Here is a 19,579-nt window from a genome sequence, read left to right as displayed (position 1 = left end):
TTCGCTATTTTATCAAGCTAGATCAGAATTCATAGTCTGAAAATAACGTAAACATTGTTGAAGGTGCTCTGGTGTATCTAAATCAGCAAATGCTGCTTCTGATGATACAGAAATCACATTATCGCCATGTTGATTTACAATCGCCTTAGCGCCAGAATCTGGTGGTATATGTTTAAGTTGCTTAAAGTAATCGCAGGGGAAAATAATTGGCGGCGAAAGTGCACCACTTTTACCGCGCGCACAAATGATATTGTTCGATGATTGATGCCATGTTTGTTTAGTTAGCGCTAAATCTGCAGCTGTTAACTGCCATTGATCAACCAGCAATAACATTGCCCCCTTCACCGTTGAAGGTAACGCATTAACCCCTGCTGCTATTGAACTTCCCATTCCTTGTTGCCAATTGATATTAGTAATCACTTTAACGGGTAAGTGATTGATTACTTTTTTGACTTTTTCAGCATGATAACCAACAACGACGAACACATCTTCTGTTAATGTTAACGCGAGCTCACATTGTCTTTCGATTAAAGTACACCCTTGCACTTCAACTAACTGCTTGGGCTGCCCTAGCCTCGATGAACAGCCAGCGGCCAAGATAACAACAGCCAGTGTGCTTTCTATTGTTGGATACGCCATGATTTAAGTTTGTTCGATTGTTGTTGATGACTTATAAATTGCTGAATTTCAGCACAAATTGATAAGGCTATTGCTTGTGGACTTCTGCCTCCAATATTTAAACCTATTGGACCAAATACTTGTTGTTGCACATCAGATGCTGTTAACGACAAAGCATTAAGTAACTTATCTCGCCGACCTGCGGGGCCCAATAAACCAATATAGCCAATATTAGCGGCTAAGGCGTGTTTAAGTATTTCGCCATCGTTATTTAAATTATGTGTCATGACAACAATAGCATCAAAACCTTGATAATCTATAACACTCGCCTGCTCAGCCCGCAATTTACGTTTTGCAAAACAATGCGAAAATGCGGGTTGTTCCAAATAAGCTTTTCGATGATCTTGTAAAGTTACCCGCCACCCCAATTGTTCAACCATAGTTACTAGCGGCACTACATCAGGACCTGCGCCGCATATTAATAACGAAAAAATGGGTGTAACCGGAGTGATCAACCAATCACCTTCCGGCAATTCGCGCTGAAAATTTTCTCTGTCAATATCACTGTTCGCGACAATAAACTTAGCTTGTCCAGCGAGGTTTTCTGTCACTTGCTGGCAATAGTAGCCTGACTCTCCCTGCTGTACGGCATCAAGAAGCAGTACGAATTCAAGATGGCTATTCAATGTGGTTAACGGTTGAAGGTAAATATCTATTGCGCCATCACACCCTAAACCCAAACCCCATAATAAGTCGGCATCAGCTTTTAAATCATAAGTGAGTAGTTTTGATTTACCATTAGTTAACACTTCTTGAGCGTGTAAGGTTATATCAGCCTCTAAACAGCCGCCACTTAACAAACCCGTACACTGACCTTGTTCGGAAATAAGCATCATTGTGCCTGTTTTCCGGTACGTAGATCCCTTGGTCGCTACGATAGTCGCCAGTACATAATTTTGTTCAGATGAAAAGTCGGCTGCAATTTGTAGCCAGTTTTCTTGCATGTGTTAACCCTTTAAGGCTGGTCTGGCAAACATTTTAGTGTTTCCATTAAAGTATTCCAAGGCAGTAATGCACATTGTTTTCTAACGGGAAATTGTTGAATCATCAAAAGTGGTGAAAATTGTTCTGCAAGTTCTCCTATCATCGAGATATTTGTCGATAACGCCCCTGTTAATTGCCGAGACATTACCTGAGTCTCAACTAAAGTTTTACCCTGTACTTCTTGACACATTATAGAAGCAGAAGCTCGACAAATTGCACAACTGTCACCATGAAAAGCAATGGCGGTAATTACAGAGGCTTCATGTTGGTGCTTGATTTCACAACTTACCGTAATTTCATCACCACAAGCTGGGTTAACACCCTCATGTGAGGCGTCTGCATTAATCGCTACTTCAAAGCCAATAGGTTGCTTGTGATGCGCAAGTAAAGCTGTTTGATACAACTGGTGCTGTTGACGAGATTCTTTTTGATCAACATGTTGTTTTTTGGTTAAAGCCAAGTGCGTAACTCCAACATTAAAGTGACATCATTTTATGTGCTGTTGTTAAACTAGCAACTAATTTATCAATATCTGAAACATCATTATACAAGCCCAGTGACGCGCGTATACTTGCATTAACCCCTAATGTTTGATGTAACGGTTGCGCACAATGATGACCTGCTCGAATAGCAATGCCATCATTATCAAGTAAACTTGCAATATCATGGCAATGCACTTTTTTTACTTGAAAGCTTACTAAGGTTGAAATTTTCTCTTTTTCATTGGAGTCGCCACGCTTTATTAGCGGTTGGTAAAAGGGCAAGTTTTCAAGCTCTGAGTGCATATAGTTTGCTAAATTATCAATGTACTGATTAACATCATGCCATGATATATCCGTCATGTAATCAATCGCCTCTATTAAGCCGACAATTGCAGCAACATTATGAGAGCCCGGTTCAAATTTAAGCGGACCAGTAATAAAACGACTCTGTTGATAATTTACTGATTCAATTACTCCTCCACCCAGCTGATATGGGCGCATGCTATCAAAAAGGCTACCTTTTGCGTACAAAACGCCGCAACCGGTTGGGCCATAAATTTTATGGGCTGAGAATACATAAAAGTCACAATCAATTTCACTGACATCAACTGCTCCTTTACAAATGGCTTGTGCGCCATCAATTAACGTTGGTATACCTTTGTTACGAGCAATTCGACATATATTAGCTACTGGATTCATCAATCCAAGTACATTAGAACAATGTGTAATCGCTAAAAATATTGTGTCGCTATCAAGTAATGCTGATAAATTTGCTTGGTTGATTGTGCCATCTTTATTTAACGGTGCTATCCGCAATTCAACATTATACTGTTGAGCTAAACGTTGCCACGGAAGTAAGTTTGCATGATGCTCAGCGGCGCTGATCACTATATTCGCTTGGTCACCCTCTTGTTTTTCGATAAGCAATGGTTCAACAAAACTATATGCCACCAAATTAATAGCATCAGTGGTACCATGATTAAACGAGATGTTCTCGCCACTGTGTGCTCCAATAAAATTTGCCACTTGCTCGCGAGCGTGCTCAACTCTTTCAGTCACACTGGCACTCAATTGGTATAAGCCTTTATGACTATTTGCATGGGCATAACATTGATAATGAAAAACAGCATCAGCAACATGTTTTGGGGTTAAACATGTCGCAGCAGAATCTAAATAACAAAGATTAGGGTGAGCGTGTGATAGATAAACTGGAAAGTCGTGCTTCCATGGACTGACGATAGACATGAGTTTTCATTCATTAATGAGCGTATTTTAACGTTACCAACGCTGAGCTTAGATAGCAATTCGCTATTTGTAAGTATTAATGACATGCGTTTCAGTTGTGAAACAACCTTCACGCTATACGAAAATGGTTAAGGTATTACTTGACCAAACGCATAGGTACAACATCAGGCTTGACCTCTTCTTGAGGTTTTTTCTTGACAGTTTTTGAAGCCGTTACTCGTTTTTCAGGAGCAACAAGAATTTCTTTATGAACCGATTCGCCATTTTGGAAGCGGTGATATGAGATTTCATCTAAGCCAATTTTTTGAGCAAATTGATAAAAGCTTTTGAAGTCTTGCTTTGAGAATTCATCATCATCTTTATTCAATAAACCATCAATGTACATTTTATTGCCATTAATATTACAATTTGCAATAGCTTGATATGGTTCGCCATACTCATCAACTTTCAATGCACGAACGGCTTTGATTTCAAAATACCAATCGCCAACTTGGATATAACGTGAATGTGTTTGTGACATTATTATTCTCTACTTAAATACGCCCACACACCAATCTAGGTGTGCTGCACTATAAACAAACATGGTCAAGTAAAAACATCTCGTTTGATAAACTATTGAACAACTGACCGATAAAAAGAATTGCGATTGGCGAAAAGCCATGTCCTTGCACTATCTATGATTATTGCATTGTTTTTGGCTTTCGGCTAACACTTTTTTTACAAATACAGTTGTTCGTTTTTACAACAATCTAAAACCACATCATCTAACCGCTAGGTTTAGTTATTTATTGGTTTACATTTACCTGTTTTATTTCTGCGCTTAGCCGCCAATAACTTAGTTCAGTTAAAGGCGAAGTATGTATCGTACATTGTTCCTTTCTCACATTTCAGGTACTCTAAATTTATAAGACATTTACCATTATTTTCCTACTGATGAATCGCGTTAAAAAATCTCTTACTGCTGGCTTACTTCTACTGTTATTAGTCATATCGATGGCCGCAACATGGCTATACAGTCAAATAGATGGTTCATTGCCGCAACTTGAAGGGAAAACAACGTTATTTGGCTTAGAGAATAGCGTTACCATAGATCGCGACAAAAACGGTGTTGCAACCATTACTGCAAACAGTAGGCAAGATTTAGCGCTTGCCACTGGCTTTTTACACGCTCAAGAGCGTTTCTTTCAAATGGACACTTTACGAAGAAACGCCGCTGGAGAGTTATCTAGTTTATTTGGTGTTACTGCGCTGAACTATGACAAGTCGGTTCGCATTCATCGATTTCGACAACGTGCAGAAGATATTGTAAAACAGCTTTCACCAAACGAAAAAGTAATACTTGATGCCTACACAACCGGTGTAAATGAAGGCTTACGACGTTTAAAAGCTTACCCCTTTGAATATTTATTGTTACAACAGCGACCAGTAGAATGGCGCCCAGAAGACAGTATTTTAGCTGTCTTTTCTATGTATTTAGATTTGCAACATCAAGATGGTAACCGAGAAAGAACTCTAGGATTAATGCATACGTTACTTAATGACAAGGTATATCAATTTTTAAACCCCAAAGGCAGCGTTTGGGATGCTGCATTAGACGGTACTTCATATCAACCAGCACCAATACCAGACACACCTTGGCCTAGTGCAACATCTGCATTAACTCAACCAAAGAATACCAACTCTTCAATATTAACCTTTGTTGATGTTTTTAATAATGATAAGCACACCGAAGCATTACCAGGTTCAAATAACTGGGCAGTTTCAGGTGCTTTATCTCAAACAGGTAGTGCTATTGTCGCTAACGACATGCATTTAGCATTACGCATTCCCAATACTTGGTATCGTGCCCGATTTGTATATCAAAACAATAACGCTACAACCGATATAACTGGCATTACATTACCTGGTACCCCCACCATGGTTTCAGGCAGTAACGGTCATATTTCATGGGGGTTCACGAATAGTTATGGCGACTTTAGTGATGTAATCGTATTAGAAACCAACGAGCAAAACACTGAATACCTTACACCAGATGGCTTTAAACCTTTTACCAATAGCACTCAAATGGTTGCAATTAAGCAACAACCTTCAGAAGAAGTACAACTTAAAGATACAATTTGGGGGCCTGTGATCGGTAAAAACCATTTAGGCCAATTACTTGCTTATCGTTGGACCGCACACGACACGACAGCGGTGAATTTAGGCTTATTGAAATTAGAATCGGCAACAACGGTGAAACAAGCGTTTGCCGTTGCAGCAGGTACCGGCATTCCAGCACAAAATATGGTAGTTGGTGATAAAAGCGGTAACATTGGTTGGACAATAATAGGAAAGATCCCTAAACGAAATAAGCCCTTCGGGGAAACACCTGTCTCTTGGGCGAATGGTGAGTATCATTGGAGTGGGTATTTGCCAGCCGAAGATTACCCAAGCATGTATAACCCTCAATCACAACGGTTATGGACTGCAAATGCCCGAGTTGTTGGCGCAGAGATGTTAAAAAAACTTGGTAACGGTGGTTATGCATTAGGTGCACGTGCGAAACAAATTTCACAACGCTTATTTGCAGAAAACTCTTTCGATGAAACAACATTGCTTGATATTGCACTTGATGACAAAGCATTATTTTTAGATCGCTGGCATGAGTTTATTATCGATCAAGTATTAACGAGCGAAATCATTGAGCAATACCCTGATTGGCAAGAAGCAAAAACCTTATTACTCGCAGAAACCGACCTATCGGCAAGCGTCGACTCAGTAAGCTATCGTTTGGTTAGAAATTTTCGTTTAGCCCTACGTGATCGCGTATTTAGCCAATTAGCAGCTAACATGGAAACCATTGATAAGGCTTTTCATATTCGCTCCATACGACATCAATTAGAAATACCGCTATGGCAATTAGTAACCCAACAGCCGAATAATTTCTTATGGTTGCCAGACGAAGAGTGGCAACAAACATTTATCATGGCATTTGATCAAACCTTTCAAACATTAACAAAAGATCAAGACCTTACTAACGCAACATGGGGACAACAAAATACAACCGCAATACAGCACCCGTTAGTGAAAGGCTTACCACTGCTATCGAATTGGCTATCAATGCCAGCAACGCCTATGCCGGGTGATAGTTATATGCCAAGAGTACAAAGTGCTAATTTTGGCGCTTCGCAACGTATGGTGGTATCACCAGGTTATGAAGAGCATGGCATTTTTCATATGCCCACGAGTCAAGCTAGTCACCCTTGGAGCCCTTATTTTTCAGTAGGGCATCAAGACTGGCTAGACGGAAAGACATCCCCATTTTTACCGGGGAAAACTAAATACACATTAACCTTGTTAAGTTATTAGGAGCGAGAATGACTATTCTCATCAGCTGTTTACTCATTGCCCTATTGTTGCCGTTTATTGCGAAATTACCTGTGGCAATTGCGATGCATAAACTCGGAGGTTACAACAACAAAGCGCCTAGAAGCCAACAAGCGAAATTAACTGGCTTTGGTGCTCGCGCATTAGCGGCTCACCAAAATGCTTTTGAATCTGTCATTATTTTTGCACCTGCGGTTATTTTAGCAATAGCGACTAATCATACTGGCGAGCTTATTCAACAACTTGCAGTGGCACATATTGTTGCGCGCATGTTTTATCATATACTCTATTTGGCTAATATCAGTACGTTGCGTAGTATTATTTGGGGAATTGGTTTACTTTGCGCGTTAAGCATTGTTTGGCAATGTTTACCGTAATACACGTCAAAAGCTAGCTCATATAGCAAAGTGCAAACGGTTGATGTCAAATAGGTATAAATAAATTGTTGAAAAACATCGGCGTGCTAGCTAAAGTAAACTGATGAACGGTATAACTCTCTCTTTTATCTTTATCTTTTTTAGATCCCAGCTTTAGGGAGAGTTGTTGTCGTACCGAATTAGCGATAAACCTCCCAAGCGGAGGTTTTTTTATGCCAAGAAGAATCTTTAATATCAGTAACGTTGGAAACACCCCTTATGTCCGTAAGCGAAGAATTAGATCTTAATAAAATCAGAGAACAAATAACGCAACTTGATCAAGAACTACTTGCGTTATTTGCCAAGCGCCGTTCACTGACGTTAAACGTTGCTAAAAGCAAAGCACATCAAATTAGACCTGTTCGCGATCAACAACGCGAGCAAGATTTACTTGTTCGTCTAATTAAACAAGGTCGTGAATATGGTCTTGATGCTCATTATGTGACTAGCGTTTTTCAAACGATCATTGAAGACTCAGTATTGAATCAACAAGCGTATTTACAAACACTCGCTAACCCTAACATTGAAATGCCCGCAGTAAGTGTCGCCTTTTTAGGTAACAAAGGGTCGTATAGCTATTTAGCCAGTCACCGTTACTTTTCAAGAAGAGCAGAAAAAATTATCGAACATGGCTGCCAAAGCTTTAACGAAATTTTACAACAGGTTGAATCAGGTCACGCAGATTACGGCATGCTACCAATAGAAAATACAAGTTCAGGTGGTATCAATCAAGTTTACGACTTATTGCAACATACTAATCTTTCGATTGTGGGTGAAATTACCCAGCCCATTGAACATTGTTTACTTACCGCCGTAAATACCAGCCTTAGCAATATCAAAACAATTTACGCTCACGGCCAACCTTTCGCACAATGTAGTAACTTTCTTGATAAGCAAAGTGGTATGCGCATTGAGTATTGCGAAAGTACGGCAGAAGCAATGGCAAAAGCAGATGAATTACAAGATCCAACCGTTGCCGTTATAGGCAGTGAAGAAGGTGGAAAGCTGTACCATTTACATGCACTAGAAAAAGCAATCGCTAATCAATCAGAAAACCATAGTCGTTTCATTTTAGTAGCAAGAAAGCCAATAGAAGTTGCCGAGCAAATTCCTGCAAAAACCACTTTTATTCTTGCCACAGGACAAAAACCTGGCGCACTAGTAGAATGCTTAGTGATCCTTAAAAATGCTGGCATCAACATGTGTAAACTAGAATCAAGGCCGATTCAAGGTCGCCCTTGGGAAGAAATGTTTTATATTGATGTGGAAGCAAACCTCAAGCAAATTACCATGCAAGAGGCAATAAGATCGTTAACCTCAATTACAAACTTTATCAAAGTACTTGGTTGTTACCCTATTGAACATATTAATCCAACCAGTGTACCTAGCAGTGCACTAGACACCAGTTCATAGGTATTCTTGTAGTTTATGTGACATGTTAGCGTGTAAATTTCACGTTAACATGTCACATAAAAACAACTATTCAACCTGCTACAAATATCGCAATAAATACTCCATAGTCTTCATACATAAAAATTTATGAAGAAATTTCAGAGAAGTGCAAACATTTAGTAAAATTCCCGATATACTAAGATAAACCATATCACGAAACTAACAGGATGGATTAAGTGAAAGTTATTTCTTCAATTATTGTAGTAATTCTACTTCTTTGCGGCGGAGCATTATGGTTTATTGCTGGAGGCTCACTAAATGAATATGTCAAAACACAAATTGAATCTGTTGGGCATCAGGTCACTGAACAAAATGTGACCGTTAGTCAAGTCGACATTCAATTAGCCAAAGGTGCAGGCAGCATCTATGGGTTAAATTTGCCTAATCCCAGCCAATACAACTATCCAAATGCTTTTACTTTAGGTGAAATTACTCTTGATATTAATATTGAAAGCCTTATTGAAGAACCTATCGTACTAGATGCTATTGTTATTCAGAAGCCTGAGGCATTTGTAGAGTTCACCAAGGCAGGAAATGCTAATATTAAAGAGTTAATCGATACCATCGGAAAAAACTTACCTAAATCACAAGCAGAGGAAACACCAAGCACTAAAGCTGAACCCAAAATAGCGATTAAAAAGGTTATTTTAGCCGGCACTGCGTTATCAATGGACTTATCAGCATTAGGTAATAAAGAACATCAAGCAACATTACCAGATATTACCTTGACCAATATTGGTGGCGAACAAGGCTTACCTGCGAGTCAATTAGGTAGTGTTATCATTAAAGAAGCATTGTCTGAAATTTGGCGTCATACGAAAGAAGTTCAAAAAGATAAGCTTAAAGACAAAGCAAAAGAAAAAATTAAAGAAAAAGCCAAAGAGAAGTTATCAGAGTTATTTAATTAACAACTCTTCTGAGGGATTGCTGCAATGAAATACAGTATTTTAATGATGATAATCATTGTTTCTTTAATAATGATGAACAATTCAGTTAAAGCTTCAGAGTGGGAGTTTAGCGCTCATGTGGGTCAATCTTGGGCGCCCGACTTGAACGGCTTCAACAATGGCGACACGATTACCATTGATGACGGTATCAACTATGGTTTAGGTATCGCTTGGTTTGATTCACCAACCGGTATGGGACAAGTACTTTTTAACCATGTTAAACATGACTTCACTAGTGAGTATGATCAAAGCCAGCAATCACTCGACATTTTATATGGCCACTTCAATGGCATTGCGCTTTTTAGACAAGAAAATTACACAACAACCGTATCTCTTGGTTTAGGTGGCGCAGCATTTGAAACTGAACAAAACAATGAGCTCTATCCTTCAGCAACACTTGCTTTAGGTACTCGCTACGAGTTTTCAGATAATTTATCGTTTTTTACTGAGCTTAGAGGTTATGCAAGCTTAGTTGATGAAGACGATAATGTATTTTGCCAAGCTGAAAGCTGCCATGCACAATTTGAAGATAACCTTTGGTTTGAAGCAAATGTCACTATTGGCATCGCTTTTAGATTTTAAAAATTTTTCATTGGTACCAATTGATATTAAAAGGAATAAACTAAATGACTAAAGTGATTGCTGCATTATGCACTTCAATTTTACTAGTTGCTTGTGCCCCTGAAGTGGGTTCTAAAGCATGGTGTGAAGCGATGAAAGAAAAGCCCAAAGGAGATTGGACAGCTAACGAAGCTGCCGATTATACCAAGCATTGTTTGTTTAAATCAGACGACGCAGAGTAATATTAAAAAACACAACGCCTAGGCGTTGTGTTTTTTTATCATCTTATCTATATCATCCACTAATGATTTTCTTGGGCGTTCGATTATTCTGCCAACCTCTTGATCATCAACAGAAATAATTATCGTAGGTGTAAACATCACCTTAGTCTTTTTTGCTCGTCCTTCAGGCTCTGTTTTTTGATAATTTAGCGCAATCAGCTGATGAGAGAAGGTTTTGTTTGCATCTATTATTTTCAATAACTTCGGTACTTCGCGTTCACTATCATGGCACCATGTGCCAAAATATACGTCAAAGTGGGTACTATCCGGCCATTGCTGTACTAATGCCGTTTCCTGTTCACTTAGATGAAATTGGTGATAACCATTAGAAAATTGCACTTGAGAAGACAATAACTGTTGGCGTGATATGTCACCCTGTGCCATTTGCTCTACATCATTTAATGCACAACCTGCTAACAAGCCAATACTTAAACAACAGCTCAAAAATTGTTTTTTCATGTTATATCAATGTTTTTTTAATTCGTTTGCTTTTAATAGCATGGCTTTACTTTCATGTAAAAAGGTTTCTGCATAATCACCAAACCAATCAGAAACCTGATTAAACATGCTGACAAAGGCGGTTTTATCGCCCAGCTCCACATCTTCTAATAATTCAAGAAAGCGATAAGCAAAACGCTTCATCATGGCAACATTTTCACGATTTGAAAAAATAATATCAGTATATAAAATAGGATTTTGTGCAAACAACCGTCCTACCATAATCAACTCTAACCGGTAAATAGGTGAACTCATCTCTACCAATTGTGATATTTCAGCACCTTCAGCCATTAAATGATAGCCATAAGCAATAGTAGAAAAGTGTCTCATTACTTGTACCATTGACATCGCATCATCGTGTTTATGGGCACTAACAGCATGAATTTTAGCCCCCCAAACCGTAAATTGATCTAATACCCATTGATATTTATCTGGTGCTCGGCCTTCACATGCAATAATGGTTTGTTTGATCAAACCAGAAACATCAGGCCCAAACATGGGGTGTAAACCAACCACAGGCCCGTTATGCACTTTCATCATCTCAAACAATGGTGATGCTTTAATACTGGTAAAGTCCGCTAAAATACAATCATCAGGCAGTTGGGTTAACTGCCCAATAATGTTAGTGGTTAACCGTATTGGCACCGAAACTATCACTAAGCTAGCGTCAGCAAGTATCTCTTTGCTTCGAGGCCAGTCATCATGCTCCAGTATTTCAACGGTATAGTGAGAACGCGTGAACAGATCAACAAACACTGCACCAAGTTGTCCAGAGCCACCAATCACGACAACTTTTCTGCAATCAGAATTCACACAACGATAACCACTGGCATCTTGGCTTCGGTATGAATCTCGCATTAATCGACGAAGAATATCCTCTATCAGCTCAGGACAAACGCCCGCTTGTTCAGCTTGCTCTCGACGTTTGATCAAAAGTTGCGTTTCTCGATCAGGTGCATAGATTGGCATACCTACTTGGCTTTTCAGCTGACCAACCTTACTGGTAATCGAACGACGTTTAGCAAGAAGCTCAACTAATTGGCTATCTACTTCGTCTATTTGGTCTCGTAAAGCCGTAAGCTCAACAGTGATGTCTGGTTTATCCATAAATATACTTTATTTAAATTCTCGTTTTTAAAACAGTGGCTAATTGATCAACACTTCGCGTGAGCAATTCTTTTGTCGTACTAAAATCAATACATGCATCAGTCACCGAAACACCATATTGTAGTTCAGTTTTAGGTAAATTTGCGCTTTGGTTACCTTCCTTTAAATGACTTTCAAGCATAATACCAATAATAGACTTATTCCCTTTTACAATTTGTTCAACCACATCATCGGCGACAATAGTCTGGCGACGATAATCTTTGTTTGAATTACCGTGTGAACAATCGACAACGATACCCGGTTCTAATTGATGTTTTGCCAATTGCTGTTCACAAAGTGCTATATCATCCGCTTGATAATTCGGTTTCTTGCCACCTCGTAAAATAACATGTCCATCTGGGTTACCCGATGTTGTGATCAAGGCAACTTGTCCTTGCTGATTTATTCCCATGAAACGGTGTGCAGAAGCAGCAGATTGCATCGCATTTATTGCCACATCTAAGCTGCCATTAGTTCCATTTTTGAAGCCAATAGGCATTGATAAGCCACTTGCCATTTCCCGATGTGTTTGCGATTCAGTCGTTCTAGCACCAATAGCAGACCAGCTAAACAGCTCCGCCAAATACTGCGGGCTTATCGGATCTAATGCTTCTGTTGCCAACGGTAAACCTAAATCGGTTAGGTATAACAATAGTTCACGTGCTTTTCTTAAACCATTCTCTACATCAAATGAACCATTCATGTGCGGATCATTAATTAGCCCTTTCCAGCCTACCGTTGTTCTTGGTTTTTCAAAATAAACACGCATCACAATATATAAAGTGTCTTTATATTGGTCATGAAGTGTTTTTAGCTGTTGCGCATATTCTTTAGCTGCTTCTACGTCATGGATAGAACAAGGACCACTGATCACGAGAAAGCGATGATCTTTTTTATGAATGATATTAGAAATATCTTGTCGTGCATTAATGATAAATTCACGGCCCTGAGTCGACAGTGGTAACTCTTCGCGTAACTGTTCAGGCGTTAATAACACTTCTTCGGCATTAACATGAATATTGTTTAGTGACCCTTGAGGGCTTATCACCTTTGATTTAAGTTCAGACATTTTATGTTCCAGATAATTTTAACAGCGAGTTATATAAGAATAATACATATGTGCTAAACAGAGCGCCTAGCAACAGAAATACAAGAAATAATAAAAGCAACATTTATTAAAAATCATTATATGTACATCTGTAAAGTTTTATTTACTCAATTTGTAATGATATTCTTACACGTTATTTTTTGTCTGGCAATCTATTTCTTACTCTCAAACTCAATTTTTAAGCAAAAAAAAAGCGCCGTAAGGCGCTTTAGTTGTTGGTCTGCTCAATTAACCATGAACAATACGGTTATCTATTAGGTTATCAACAACAGTAGGATCTGCCAGTGTTGACGTATCGCCTAACGTTCCAATATCATTTTCGGCAATTTTACGCAAAATTCGACGCATAATTTTACCTGAACGAGTCTTAGGTAAACCTGGTGCCCATTGGATGTAATCTGGTTTAGCAAAACGGCCTAATTCCTTAGCAACAAATTCAATAAGCTCTTTGTTAAGTTCAGGTGTTTCAGTAGCATTGGCCATAAGTGTTACATAGGCATATACCCCTTGCCCTTTCACTTCATGTGGATAACCAACAACAGCGGCTTCTGCAACTGCAGGGTGAAGTACTAATGCACTTTCAATTTCTGCTGTACCTAAACGATGCCCAGAAACATTCAATACGTCATCTACACGGCCAGTGATCCAATAAAAGCCATCTGCATCACGTTTGGCACCATCACCAGTAAAATAGTTACCTGGGTACTGGCTCAAATAGGTATCAATGAAGCGCTCATGATTGCCATAAACACTACGTAATTGCCCCGGCCAACTGCCCGTCATTACTAATAAGCCTTGGTTTTCACCCTCAAGTGTATTTCCGTCTTTATCAAATAAAGCGGGTTTAACACCAAAAAATGGCTTACCTGCAGCACCTGGTTTCATATCAACCGCGCCAGGTAATGAAGTGATCAATATTCCGCCGGTTTCAGTTTGCCACCAAGTATCAACGATCGGACAATTAAATTTTCCAACCACTTCATAATACCAGTGCCATGCTTCTGGGTTGATTGGCTCACCTACGGTGCCCAACAAACGCAAATCTGATAAATCATATTTAGTGACATAATCATCACCTACACTCATTAAGGCGCGAATTGCCGTTGGCGCAGTATAAAAAATATTTACCTTGTGTTTTTCACATACTTGCCAGAATCGTCCAGCGTCTGGATAGGTTGGCACCCCTTCGAACACAAGTGTGGTTGCACCGTTTGCTAAAGGTCCGTAAAAAATATAGGAGTGACCAGTGATCCAGCCGGCATCAGCAGTACACCAATAAATTTCACCATCTTTATAATCAAACACGTATTTATGTGTCATTGCTGCATACAATGAATACCCACCGCAGGTATGTAATACCCCTTTTGGCGTACCTGTTGAACCTGAAGTGTAAAGAATAAACAGTGGATCTTCTGCATCCATTTCTTCAGGCTCACACACAGCAGGTAAATCAGCGACGGCAGCGCCATATTTAACATCAATCGCATCATTGTAGGCAACATCGCCGCCTGTACGCTCAACAACAATCACTGAATGTACGTTAGGGCAATCTGCAACAGCGGCATCTACGTTAGCTTTTAATGGAATAACACGGCCGCCACGTAAACTTTCATCAGCAGTAATTACCACTTTACAATCTGCATCGTCCACACGAGCACGAATAGATTCTGTAGAAAAACCGCCAAAAACAACAGAATGAACAGCACCAATGCGCGCACATGCAAGCATTGCATAGCCAACTTCAGGGATCATCGGCATATAAATACACACACGATCCCCTTTTTCAACACCACGCGCCTTTAATAAATTGGCAAAACGACATACATGATCATGCAGCTCTTGATAAGTAACTTTTAAATCTTCTTCTGGATTATCGCCTTCCCAAATAATGGCAACATCGTTTGCTTTTGTGGCTAAATGCCTGTCAATACAGTTATAGCTGACATTAAGCTTGCCACCTTCAAACCATTTTATATCACCAGATTTCAAATCAACATTGCTTACCGTATCAAACGGTTTAGACCAGTCTAAAAACTGATTAGCTTGTTCTGCCCAAAATTTTTCAGGCTGTTCGATTGATTGCTGATACATTTTCTCGTAAGTTTCTGTATCAATATGCGTGTGTGCTTTAGCACTCGCAGATACTGGATAACGACTCTTTAGTTCTTGCATGATAAGTCCTTCATAAATATAACTTGAGATATTCTTGCTTTATCTACTAACCGCATACGCCATTAGCAACAATTGTATTTTTTATAAGTGGCAACATCATATAGCATGTAAATCGTTTCGCATACTCAACTAAAGTCGAATAGTGTTTATTACACGATAAACAAAATAGGTTAGCCTACATTTACATTATCACCGTTGAACATAATTGACAACGCTGTCATTATTAGTATGAGTATTCAAATGACAAAATAAATAATAACGATAGTCATGAGGGTGGGGAAATTTGAAGAGACTAGCGCTTTATCTTTTTTAGCATAAAGCGCTTGAGTAGTAATTACTGACACATAACCATTTGATCTGTGTCTTTTCTGGCGCGATATTCAATATCGCTAACTGAAATAGTGCCGCTACCAGCCATAAATAAAGCGAAAGGGGAAACAATCTGGCTAAATTTAACCCCTTGTGTTGCAAAGCATTCTAAAGGAATGGCTATATTCTGCCACGTATTTAACGGTAAACGATTAAGTACTGTATCAATGGCAACACTACCGCTACAACTGCCTGGCTTGTCGCCAATGCTTTCACAACTTAGCTGGACCTTAGCACTTTTTAGCCTATCGTTATTTCGACGCATCGACATGACAAGATAATTATCTGCTTCATGCGCAGCAGTTAAATCTTCTCGAAAGCCATTACTGGTTGTCATTGAAATACCCGCATGCTTCGCCGCTTTACTCGTTAGAGAAAAAGCATCTTCTTGTACATTGCGATCAATAGTGCGGTAAGATATTTGTGGTAGTTCGGTGGTATTAGAATTCACGACTTTTTGCTCATCACCACCAATTAAATTGAATTGCCATAATTTAGAAATTTGTCCATTAAACAAATTCACATGGCTTTGATCTTCACTGAGCTTAGCAGTTTGTTCATTTAACTGATCTGAAAGTATGTTTTTATCGCCATAGCTTAAACCAAATCCATAAGGTAGTAATGGTTCGTTATCTTCATCAAAACGATTAACTAGCTGATCAGCCGATTTCGGCCAAGAAAACGAAAGTTTGCCTTTAAAATCATGCTGAACTTGCCCTTCTTCATCGGTTAACAACACATCAGCAACCGCTTTACCTTCTGAACCTGGTAACCATACGGCGACAAAAGCATCACTTGCATTAAGCTCTGCGTTTACCCACATCGGGCGACCACTAATAAACAAAGAAACAACAGGAATGTTTTGTGCTTTTAACTTTTTCAATAACGCTAAGTCACTTTTTATGCCACGTTGATAATCTAAGTTTGATCGATCACCATGCCCTTCTGCATAAGGTTCCTCGCCGAACACAACAACGGCAACATCTGGTTTTTGATTAAATTCACCTTGAACATGTAACTCAACGCTTCCACCAGCTTTTGTCACCTGCGATTTTATTCCTTGATAAATCGAACTGCCGCCTGGAAAGTCTTCATTGGTGTTGTTTGTTCCCTGCCAAGTGATTGTCCAACCACCTGATTGCTTGCCTATATTATCGGCGCCATCGCCTGCAACTAAAATATGTTGGTTTGGGTTAAGCGGTAAAATATTCCCTTTATTTTTAAGTAATACCAATGACTCTCTAACTGCTTGCTGAGCCACAAGGCGATGTGACGGCTGACCAATTAATGCTGTTTTACCAGAAAATAAACGATTTTTAGGGCTAGGCTTATTAAATAAACCTGCTCGAAATTTCACCCGTAAAATTCTACGCACTGCATCGTCAATTCTTGATTGGGCAATAACACCTTGATTGACTTGTTTAATGGTATTTTCCATTAACGGTTTCCAAGCATCCGTTGGCACCATATATATATCTAAACCAGCATTCACGGCTTGGGGACAGTTATCATTAGTACAACCTTCAATCTGTCCATGACCATTCCAATCTCCCACCACAAAACCATCAAAGCCCATTTGCTCTTTTAACACATTGGTGAGTAAGTATTTATGACCATGGAGTTTTTTTCCATGCCAGCTGTTGAATGATGCCATGACTGATTGAGCACCAGCAGTAAGCCCACCAACATAGCCTTGGCCATGAATATCAAAGAGCTCTTGTTCAGTAGCAATATTATCACCTTGATCATCTCCGCCCACCGTACCACCGTCACCAATAAAGTGTTTTACAGTACTGATCACACGATCATCACCCAAAAAATCTTTATCTGCATGACCTTGTAACCCTTTTACAATCGCATTGGCATACTTTTTAACAATGTCAGGATCTTCAGAATATCCTTCATAAGTTCTCCCCCATCTGTCGTCTCTCACGGTCGCAACTGTTGGTGCAAATACCCAATCAATCCCCGTGACCATCACCTCCGTGGCCGTTATTTTTGCGATCTTTTCGATCAGTGTAGGATTGTTTGCCGCACCAAGACCAATATTATGGGGGAATAATGTCGCACCAATAACATTGTTATGTCCATGTACTGCATCAGTACCCCACATTGTTGGTATCGAAGTGCCATCAAGGCTATCGTCAACAGAAGCTTGGTACATCTGTTCCGCTAAAGTAATCCAATCTTGCGCAGTAGAGTGTTTTTCATTATTAGGAAAAGAGCCACCACCATTTAAATACGATCCAAAGCCATAACGACGCATATCTTCAACACTAATATCTCTTATTTCAGGTTGGATCATTTGCGCGACTTTTTGCTCGAGTGTCATTTTTGACAATAGCGCGTTAACTTTTTCTTCTATAGCAGGATCTTTTTTTACATCAGAAACAATTTTGGGCCATATTTCAGCTGCTTTATCTTTCTCAGCATAGTACTGCTGCTCAGTGTTGTGTGTTTGTTGGCAAGCACCAAGCAAACTAATGCATGACAGCGCCAGACAATTTTTTAATAACACATTCATCATTATTCCTTAACTCCTTCAACTTGAGTAGGCACTGAGCCCTTAATGCCATAAAAAGCAATATAAATATAACAAAGTAATGGTAAGAAAAATGCTAACTGTAAACCTATAGCATCAGCCATTACCCCTTGCAGTAGCGGTACAATTGCACCGCCAACAATCGCTAGACACAACACACCTGAACCTCGACTTGCATGCTGTCCTAATCCGCTAATAGCAAGACTAAAAATGGTTGGAAACATAATGGAATTAAACAGCCCAATTGCCAGCACCGACCATTTGGCAATGTCACCAGAAGAAAAAATAGTTAATAGTAAAAGTACAATGGCGGCAACAGCATTAAAGGCAAGGACTTTACCCGCGCTAATGTGTTGCATCACAATAGCCCCAACAAAGCGACCTATCATGGCTCCGCCCCAGTAATACGCAATTAACCGAGATGCTTCGGCTTCTGTTAAACCGGCAATATTAGGATCATTTAAGTAACTCACTAAAAAGCTTCCAATCGCCACTTCAGCACCGACATAAAGAAAAATAGCAATTGCACCGAGTTTTAAATGTGAAAATTTAAGTGCATCAGCATAATTTGCACTACGTTGTTCGACAGTACCTAGTTTAGGCAAGGTTAATTTCGCAAAAATACCAGCGAGTAAAAGTAACGCAGCTGCAAGTAATAAATAAGGCAACTGAACAGCAGATGCCCCAGACTCAGCCGTTGTTTCTACGCCTGAAAAAATAAGATACGCCCCAAAGAATGGTGCTAAGGTTGTACCCAATGAATTAAACGCTTGGGTCATTGTTAAGCGTGAAGGCGCCGTTTTAACAGGCCCTAATACACTAACAAAAGGATTCGCTGACACTTGTAAAATGGTGATCCCAGCCGCTAACACAAATAGCGCAATTAAAAATAATAAATACACTTCCATTGCTGCCGCAGGATAAAATAATACACAGCCAAACGCAGCAATACTTAACCCGGTAACAATCCCTTTTTGATAACCAATCTTTGCCACTAAATTGCCCGCAGGTATCGACACAATGAAATAGGCACTAAAAAAACAAAACTGGATCAGCATGGCTTGGGTATAAGACAGTTCAAATGCGCCTTTTAAGTAAGGAATTAAAATATCATTTAAACAGGTTATAAAACCCCACATAAAAAATAGCGTAGTAAGAGAACACAATGCCCATGTGTTGTTACTAGTACCTTTTGGTGGTAATGGCTCTGTTACAGGCTTTGCTGACATCGAAAACTCAGCCATAAAGCGCTCCTTCATCTGTTGTTATCAAAAAATTTCAAAAATTCACGAGAATTTCTCGTACAATAAAAAAGTTCGGCGGTGACTTACC

At 39.4% G+C, this 19,579-nt stretch carries 17 protein-coding genes; 6 read left to right on the top strand and 11 right to left on the bottom strand.

Going from position 1 to position 19,579, the window contains the following annotated elements; genetic code table 11:
• Positions 1-12: 12 nt before the first annotated feature.
• The 5 genes from Q4489_RS05145 to Q4489_RS05125 form a co-directional block, all read right to left on the bottom strand.
• Positions 13-639 carry a nucleotidyltransferase family protein gene (locus tag Q4489_RS05145; RefSeq protein WP_303477864.1) on the bottom strand — a complete coding sequence of 209 codons (627 nt, stop codon included), beginning with the start codon at positions 637-639 and terminating at the stop codon, positions 13-15.
• The gene (locus tag Q4489_RS05140; RefSeq protein ID WP_303477863.1) at positions 621-1,622 is read right to left on the bottom strand and encodes an XdhC family protein; all 1,002 of its coding nucleotides are present in this window, start codon (positions 1,620-1,622) and stop codon (positions 621-623) included. The genes Q4489_RS05145 and Q4489_RS05140 overlap by 19 nt, the downstream gene beginning before the upstream one ends.
• Positions 1,623-1,633: 11 nt before the next feature.
• Positions 1,634-2,122, bottom strand: coding sequence for a Fe-S cluster assembly sulfur transfer protein SufU (sufU, locus tag Q4489_RS05135; protein WP_303477862.1), 489 nt, complete (start codon positions 2,120-2,122; stop codon positions 1,634-1,636).
• Between the two features lie 16 nt (positions 2,123-2,138).
• Positions 2,139-3,389, bottom strand: coding sequence for an aminotransferase class V-fold PLP-dependent enzyme (locus tag Q4489_RS05130; RefSeq protein WP_303477861.1), 1,251 nt, complete (start codon positions 3,387-3,389; stop codon positions 2,139-2,141).
• A gap of 136 nt (positions 3,390-3,525) precedes the next feature.
• Positions 3,526-3,909 carry a hypothetical protein gene (locus Q4489_RS05125; RefSeq protein ID WP_303477860.1) on the bottom strand — a complete coding sequence of 128 codons (384 nt, stop codon included), beginning with the start codon at positions 3,907-3,909 and terminating at the stop codon, positions 3,526-3,528.
• Positions 3,910-4,382: 473 nt separating this feature from the next.
• On the opposite strand from Q4489_RS05125, the gene Q4489_RS05120 reads away from it, so the two are divergent.
• The 6 genes from Q4489_RS05120 to Q4489_RS05095 all read left to right on the top strand — a co-directional run bounded on the left by Q4489_RS05120 (position 4,383) and on the right by Q4489_RS05095 (position 10,373).
• Positions 4,383-6,737 carry a penicillin acylase family protein gene (locus Q4489_RS05120; protein WP_303477859.1) on the top strand — a complete coding sequence of 785 codons (2,355 nt, stop codon included), beginning with the start codon at positions 4,383-4,385 and terminating at the stop codon, positions 6,735-6,737.
• An 8-nt stretch (positions 6,738-6,745) separates the two neighbouring features.
• A complete protein-coding gene (locus Q4489_RS05115; RefSeq protein WP_303477858.1) occupies positions 6,746-7,132 on the top strand; it encodes an MAPEG family protein in 387 nt (128 codons plus the stop codon).
• Positions 7,133-7,390: 258 nt separating this feature from the next.
• Positions 7,391-8,584: a chorismate mutase gene (locus Q4489_RS05110; RefSeq protein ID WP_303477856.1), complete on the top strand. Its 1,194-nt coding sequence runs from the start codon at positions 7,391-7,393 to the stop codon at positions 8,582-8,584.
• Between the two features lie 215 nt (positions 8,585-8,799).
• Positions 8,800-9,531 (top strand): hypothetical protein, encoded by a 732-nt coding sequence (locus Q4489_RS05105; RefSeq protein WP_303477855.1) that lies wholly within the window; start codon positions 8,800-8,802, stop codon positions 9,529-9,531.
• Between the two features lie 24 nt (positions 9,532-9,555).
• Complete coding sequence (locus Q4489_RS05100) at positions 9,556-10,152, top strand: hypothetical protein (protein WP_303477854.1); 597 nt, start codon at positions 9,556-9,558, stop codon at positions 10,150-10,152.
• 44 nt (positions 10,153-10,196) lie between these two features.
• Complete coding sequence (locus tag Q4489_RS05095) at positions 10,197-10,373, top strand: DUF3012 domain-containing protein (RefSeq protein ID WP_303477853.1); 177 nt, start codon at positions 10,197-10,199, stop codon at positions 10,371-10,373.
• Positions 10,374-10,391: 18 nt separating this feature from the next.
• Here the strand turns inward: Q4489_RS05095 and Q4489_RS05090 are convergent, their stop codons facing one another.
• The 6 genes from Q4489_RS05090 to Q4489_RS05065 form a co-directional block, all read right to left on the bottom strand.
• Positions 10,392-10,871, bottom strand: coding sequence for a thioredoxin family protein (locus Q4489_RS05090; protein WP_303477851.1), 480 nt, complete (start codon positions 10,869-10,871; stop codon positions 10,392-10,394).
• A 6-nt stretch (positions 10,872-10,877) separates the two neighbouring features.
• The gene (gene tyrA, locus Q4489_RS05085; RefSeq protein ID WP_303477849.1) at positions 10,878-12,017 is read right to left on the bottom strand and encodes a bifunctional chorismate mutase/prephenate dehydrogenase; all 1,140 of its coding nucleotides are present in this window, start codon (positions 12,015-12,017) and stop codon (positions 10,878-10,880) included.
• Positions 12,018-12,030: 13 nt separating this feature from the next.
• Positions 12,031-13,125, bottom strand: coding sequence for a 3-deoxy-7-phosphoheptulonate synthase (locus Q4489_RS05080; protein ID WP_303477848.1), 1,095 nt, complete (start codon positions 13,123-13,125; stop codon positions 12,031-12,033).
• A gap of 267 nt (positions 13,126-13,392) precedes the next feature.
• Positions 13,393-15,336, bottom strand: a complete 1,944-nt coding sequence (acs, locus tag Q4489_RS05075) for an acetate--CoA ligase (RefSeq protein ID WP_303477846.1) — start codon at positions 15,334-15,336, stop codon at positions 13,393-13,395.
• Between the two features lie 334 nt (positions 15,337-15,670).
• Positions 15,671-18,232 (bottom strand): glycoside hydrolase family 3 protein, encoded by a 2,562-nt coding sequence (locus Q4489_RS05070; protein ID WP_303477843.1) that lies wholly within the window; start codon positions 18,230-18,232, stop codon positions 15,671-15,673.
• Positions 18,232-19,476, bottom strand: a complete 1,245-nt coding sequence (locus Q4489_RS05065) for a sugar MFS transporter (protein ID WP_303477889.1) — start codon at positions 19,474-19,476, stop codon at positions 18,232-18,234. The genes Q4489_RS05070 and Q4489_RS05065 overlap by 1 nt, the downstream gene beginning before the upstream one ends.
• Positions 19,477-19,579: the final 103 nt, after the last annotated feature.

The sequence above is a fragment of the Thalassotalea sp. 1_MG-2023 genome (assembly GCF_030546745.1).
GTDB lineage: Bacteria > Pseudomonadota > Gammaproteobacteria > Enterobacterales > Alteromonadaceae > Thalassotalea_C.
The sequence above is the reverse complement of the archived record's forward strand: the minus strand, read 5'-3'. Positions and strand labels throughout refer to the sequence as shown.

Excerpts from the sequence above, each read along its gene's own strand:
- acs (WP_303477846.1), bottom strand. The coding sequence starts at position 15,336 with ATGCAAGAACTAAAGAGTCGTTATCCAGTATCTGCGAGTGCTAAAGCA.
- Q4489_RS05140 (WP_303477863.1), bottom strand. The coding sequence starts at position 1,622 with ATGCAAGAAAACTGGCTACAAATTGCAGCCGACTTTTCATCTGAACAA.
- tyrA (WP_303477849.1), bottom strand. The coding sequence starts at position 12,017 with ATGGATAAACCAGACATCACTGTTGAGCTTACGGCTTTACGAGACCAA.
- Q4489_RS05090 (WP_303477851.1), bottom strand. The coding sequence starts at position 10,871 with ATGAAAAAACAATTTTTGAGCTGTTGTTTAAGTATTGGCTTGTTAGCA.
- Q4489_RS05130 (WP_303477861.1), bottom strand. The coding sequence starts at position 3,389 with ATGTCTATCGTCAGTCCATGGAAGCACGACTTTCCAGTTTATCTATCA.
- Q4489_RS05065 (WP_303477889.1), bottom strand. The coding sequence starts at position 19,476 with ATGTCAGCAAAGCCTGTAACAGAGCCATTACCACCAAAAGGTACTAGT.
- Q4489_RS05115 (WP_303477858.1), top strand. The coding sequence starts at position 6,746 with ATGACTATTCTCATCAGCTGTTTACTCATTGCCCTATTGTTGCCGTTT.
- Q4489_RS05080 (WP_303477848.1), bottom strand. The coding sequence starts at position 13,125 with ATGTCTGAACTTAAATCAAAGGTGATAAGCCCTCAAGGGTCACTAAAC.
- Q4489_RS05125 (WP_303477860.1), bottom strand. The coding sequence starts at position 3,909 with ATGTCACAAACACATTCACGTTATATCCAAGTTGGCGATTGGTATTTT.
- Q4489_RS05110 (WP_303477856.1), top strand. The coding sequence starts at position 7,391 with ATGTCCGTAAGCGAAGAATTAGATCTTAATAAAATCAGAGAACAAATA.
- Q4489_RS05095 (WP_303477853.1), top strand. The coding sequence starts at position 10,197 with ATGACTAAAGTGATTGCTGCATTATGCACTTCAATTTTACTAGTTGCT.
- Q4489_RS05145 (WP_303477864.1), bottom strand. The coding sequence starts at position 639 with ATGGCGTATCCAACAATAGAAAGCACACTGGCTGTTGTTATCTTGGCC.
- Q4489_RS05070 (WP_303477843.1), bottom strand. The coding sequence starts at position 18,232 with ATGATGAATGTGTTATTAAAAAATTGTCTGGCGCTGTCATGCATTAGT.
- Q4489_RS05100 (WP_303477854.1), top strand. The coding sequence starts at position 9,556 with ATGAAATACAGTATTTTAATGATGATAATCATTGTTTCTTTAATAATG.
- Q4489_RS05120 (WP_303477859.1), top strand. The coding sequence starts at position 4,383 with ATGGCCGCAACATGGCTATACAGTCAAATAGATGGTTCATTGCCGCAA.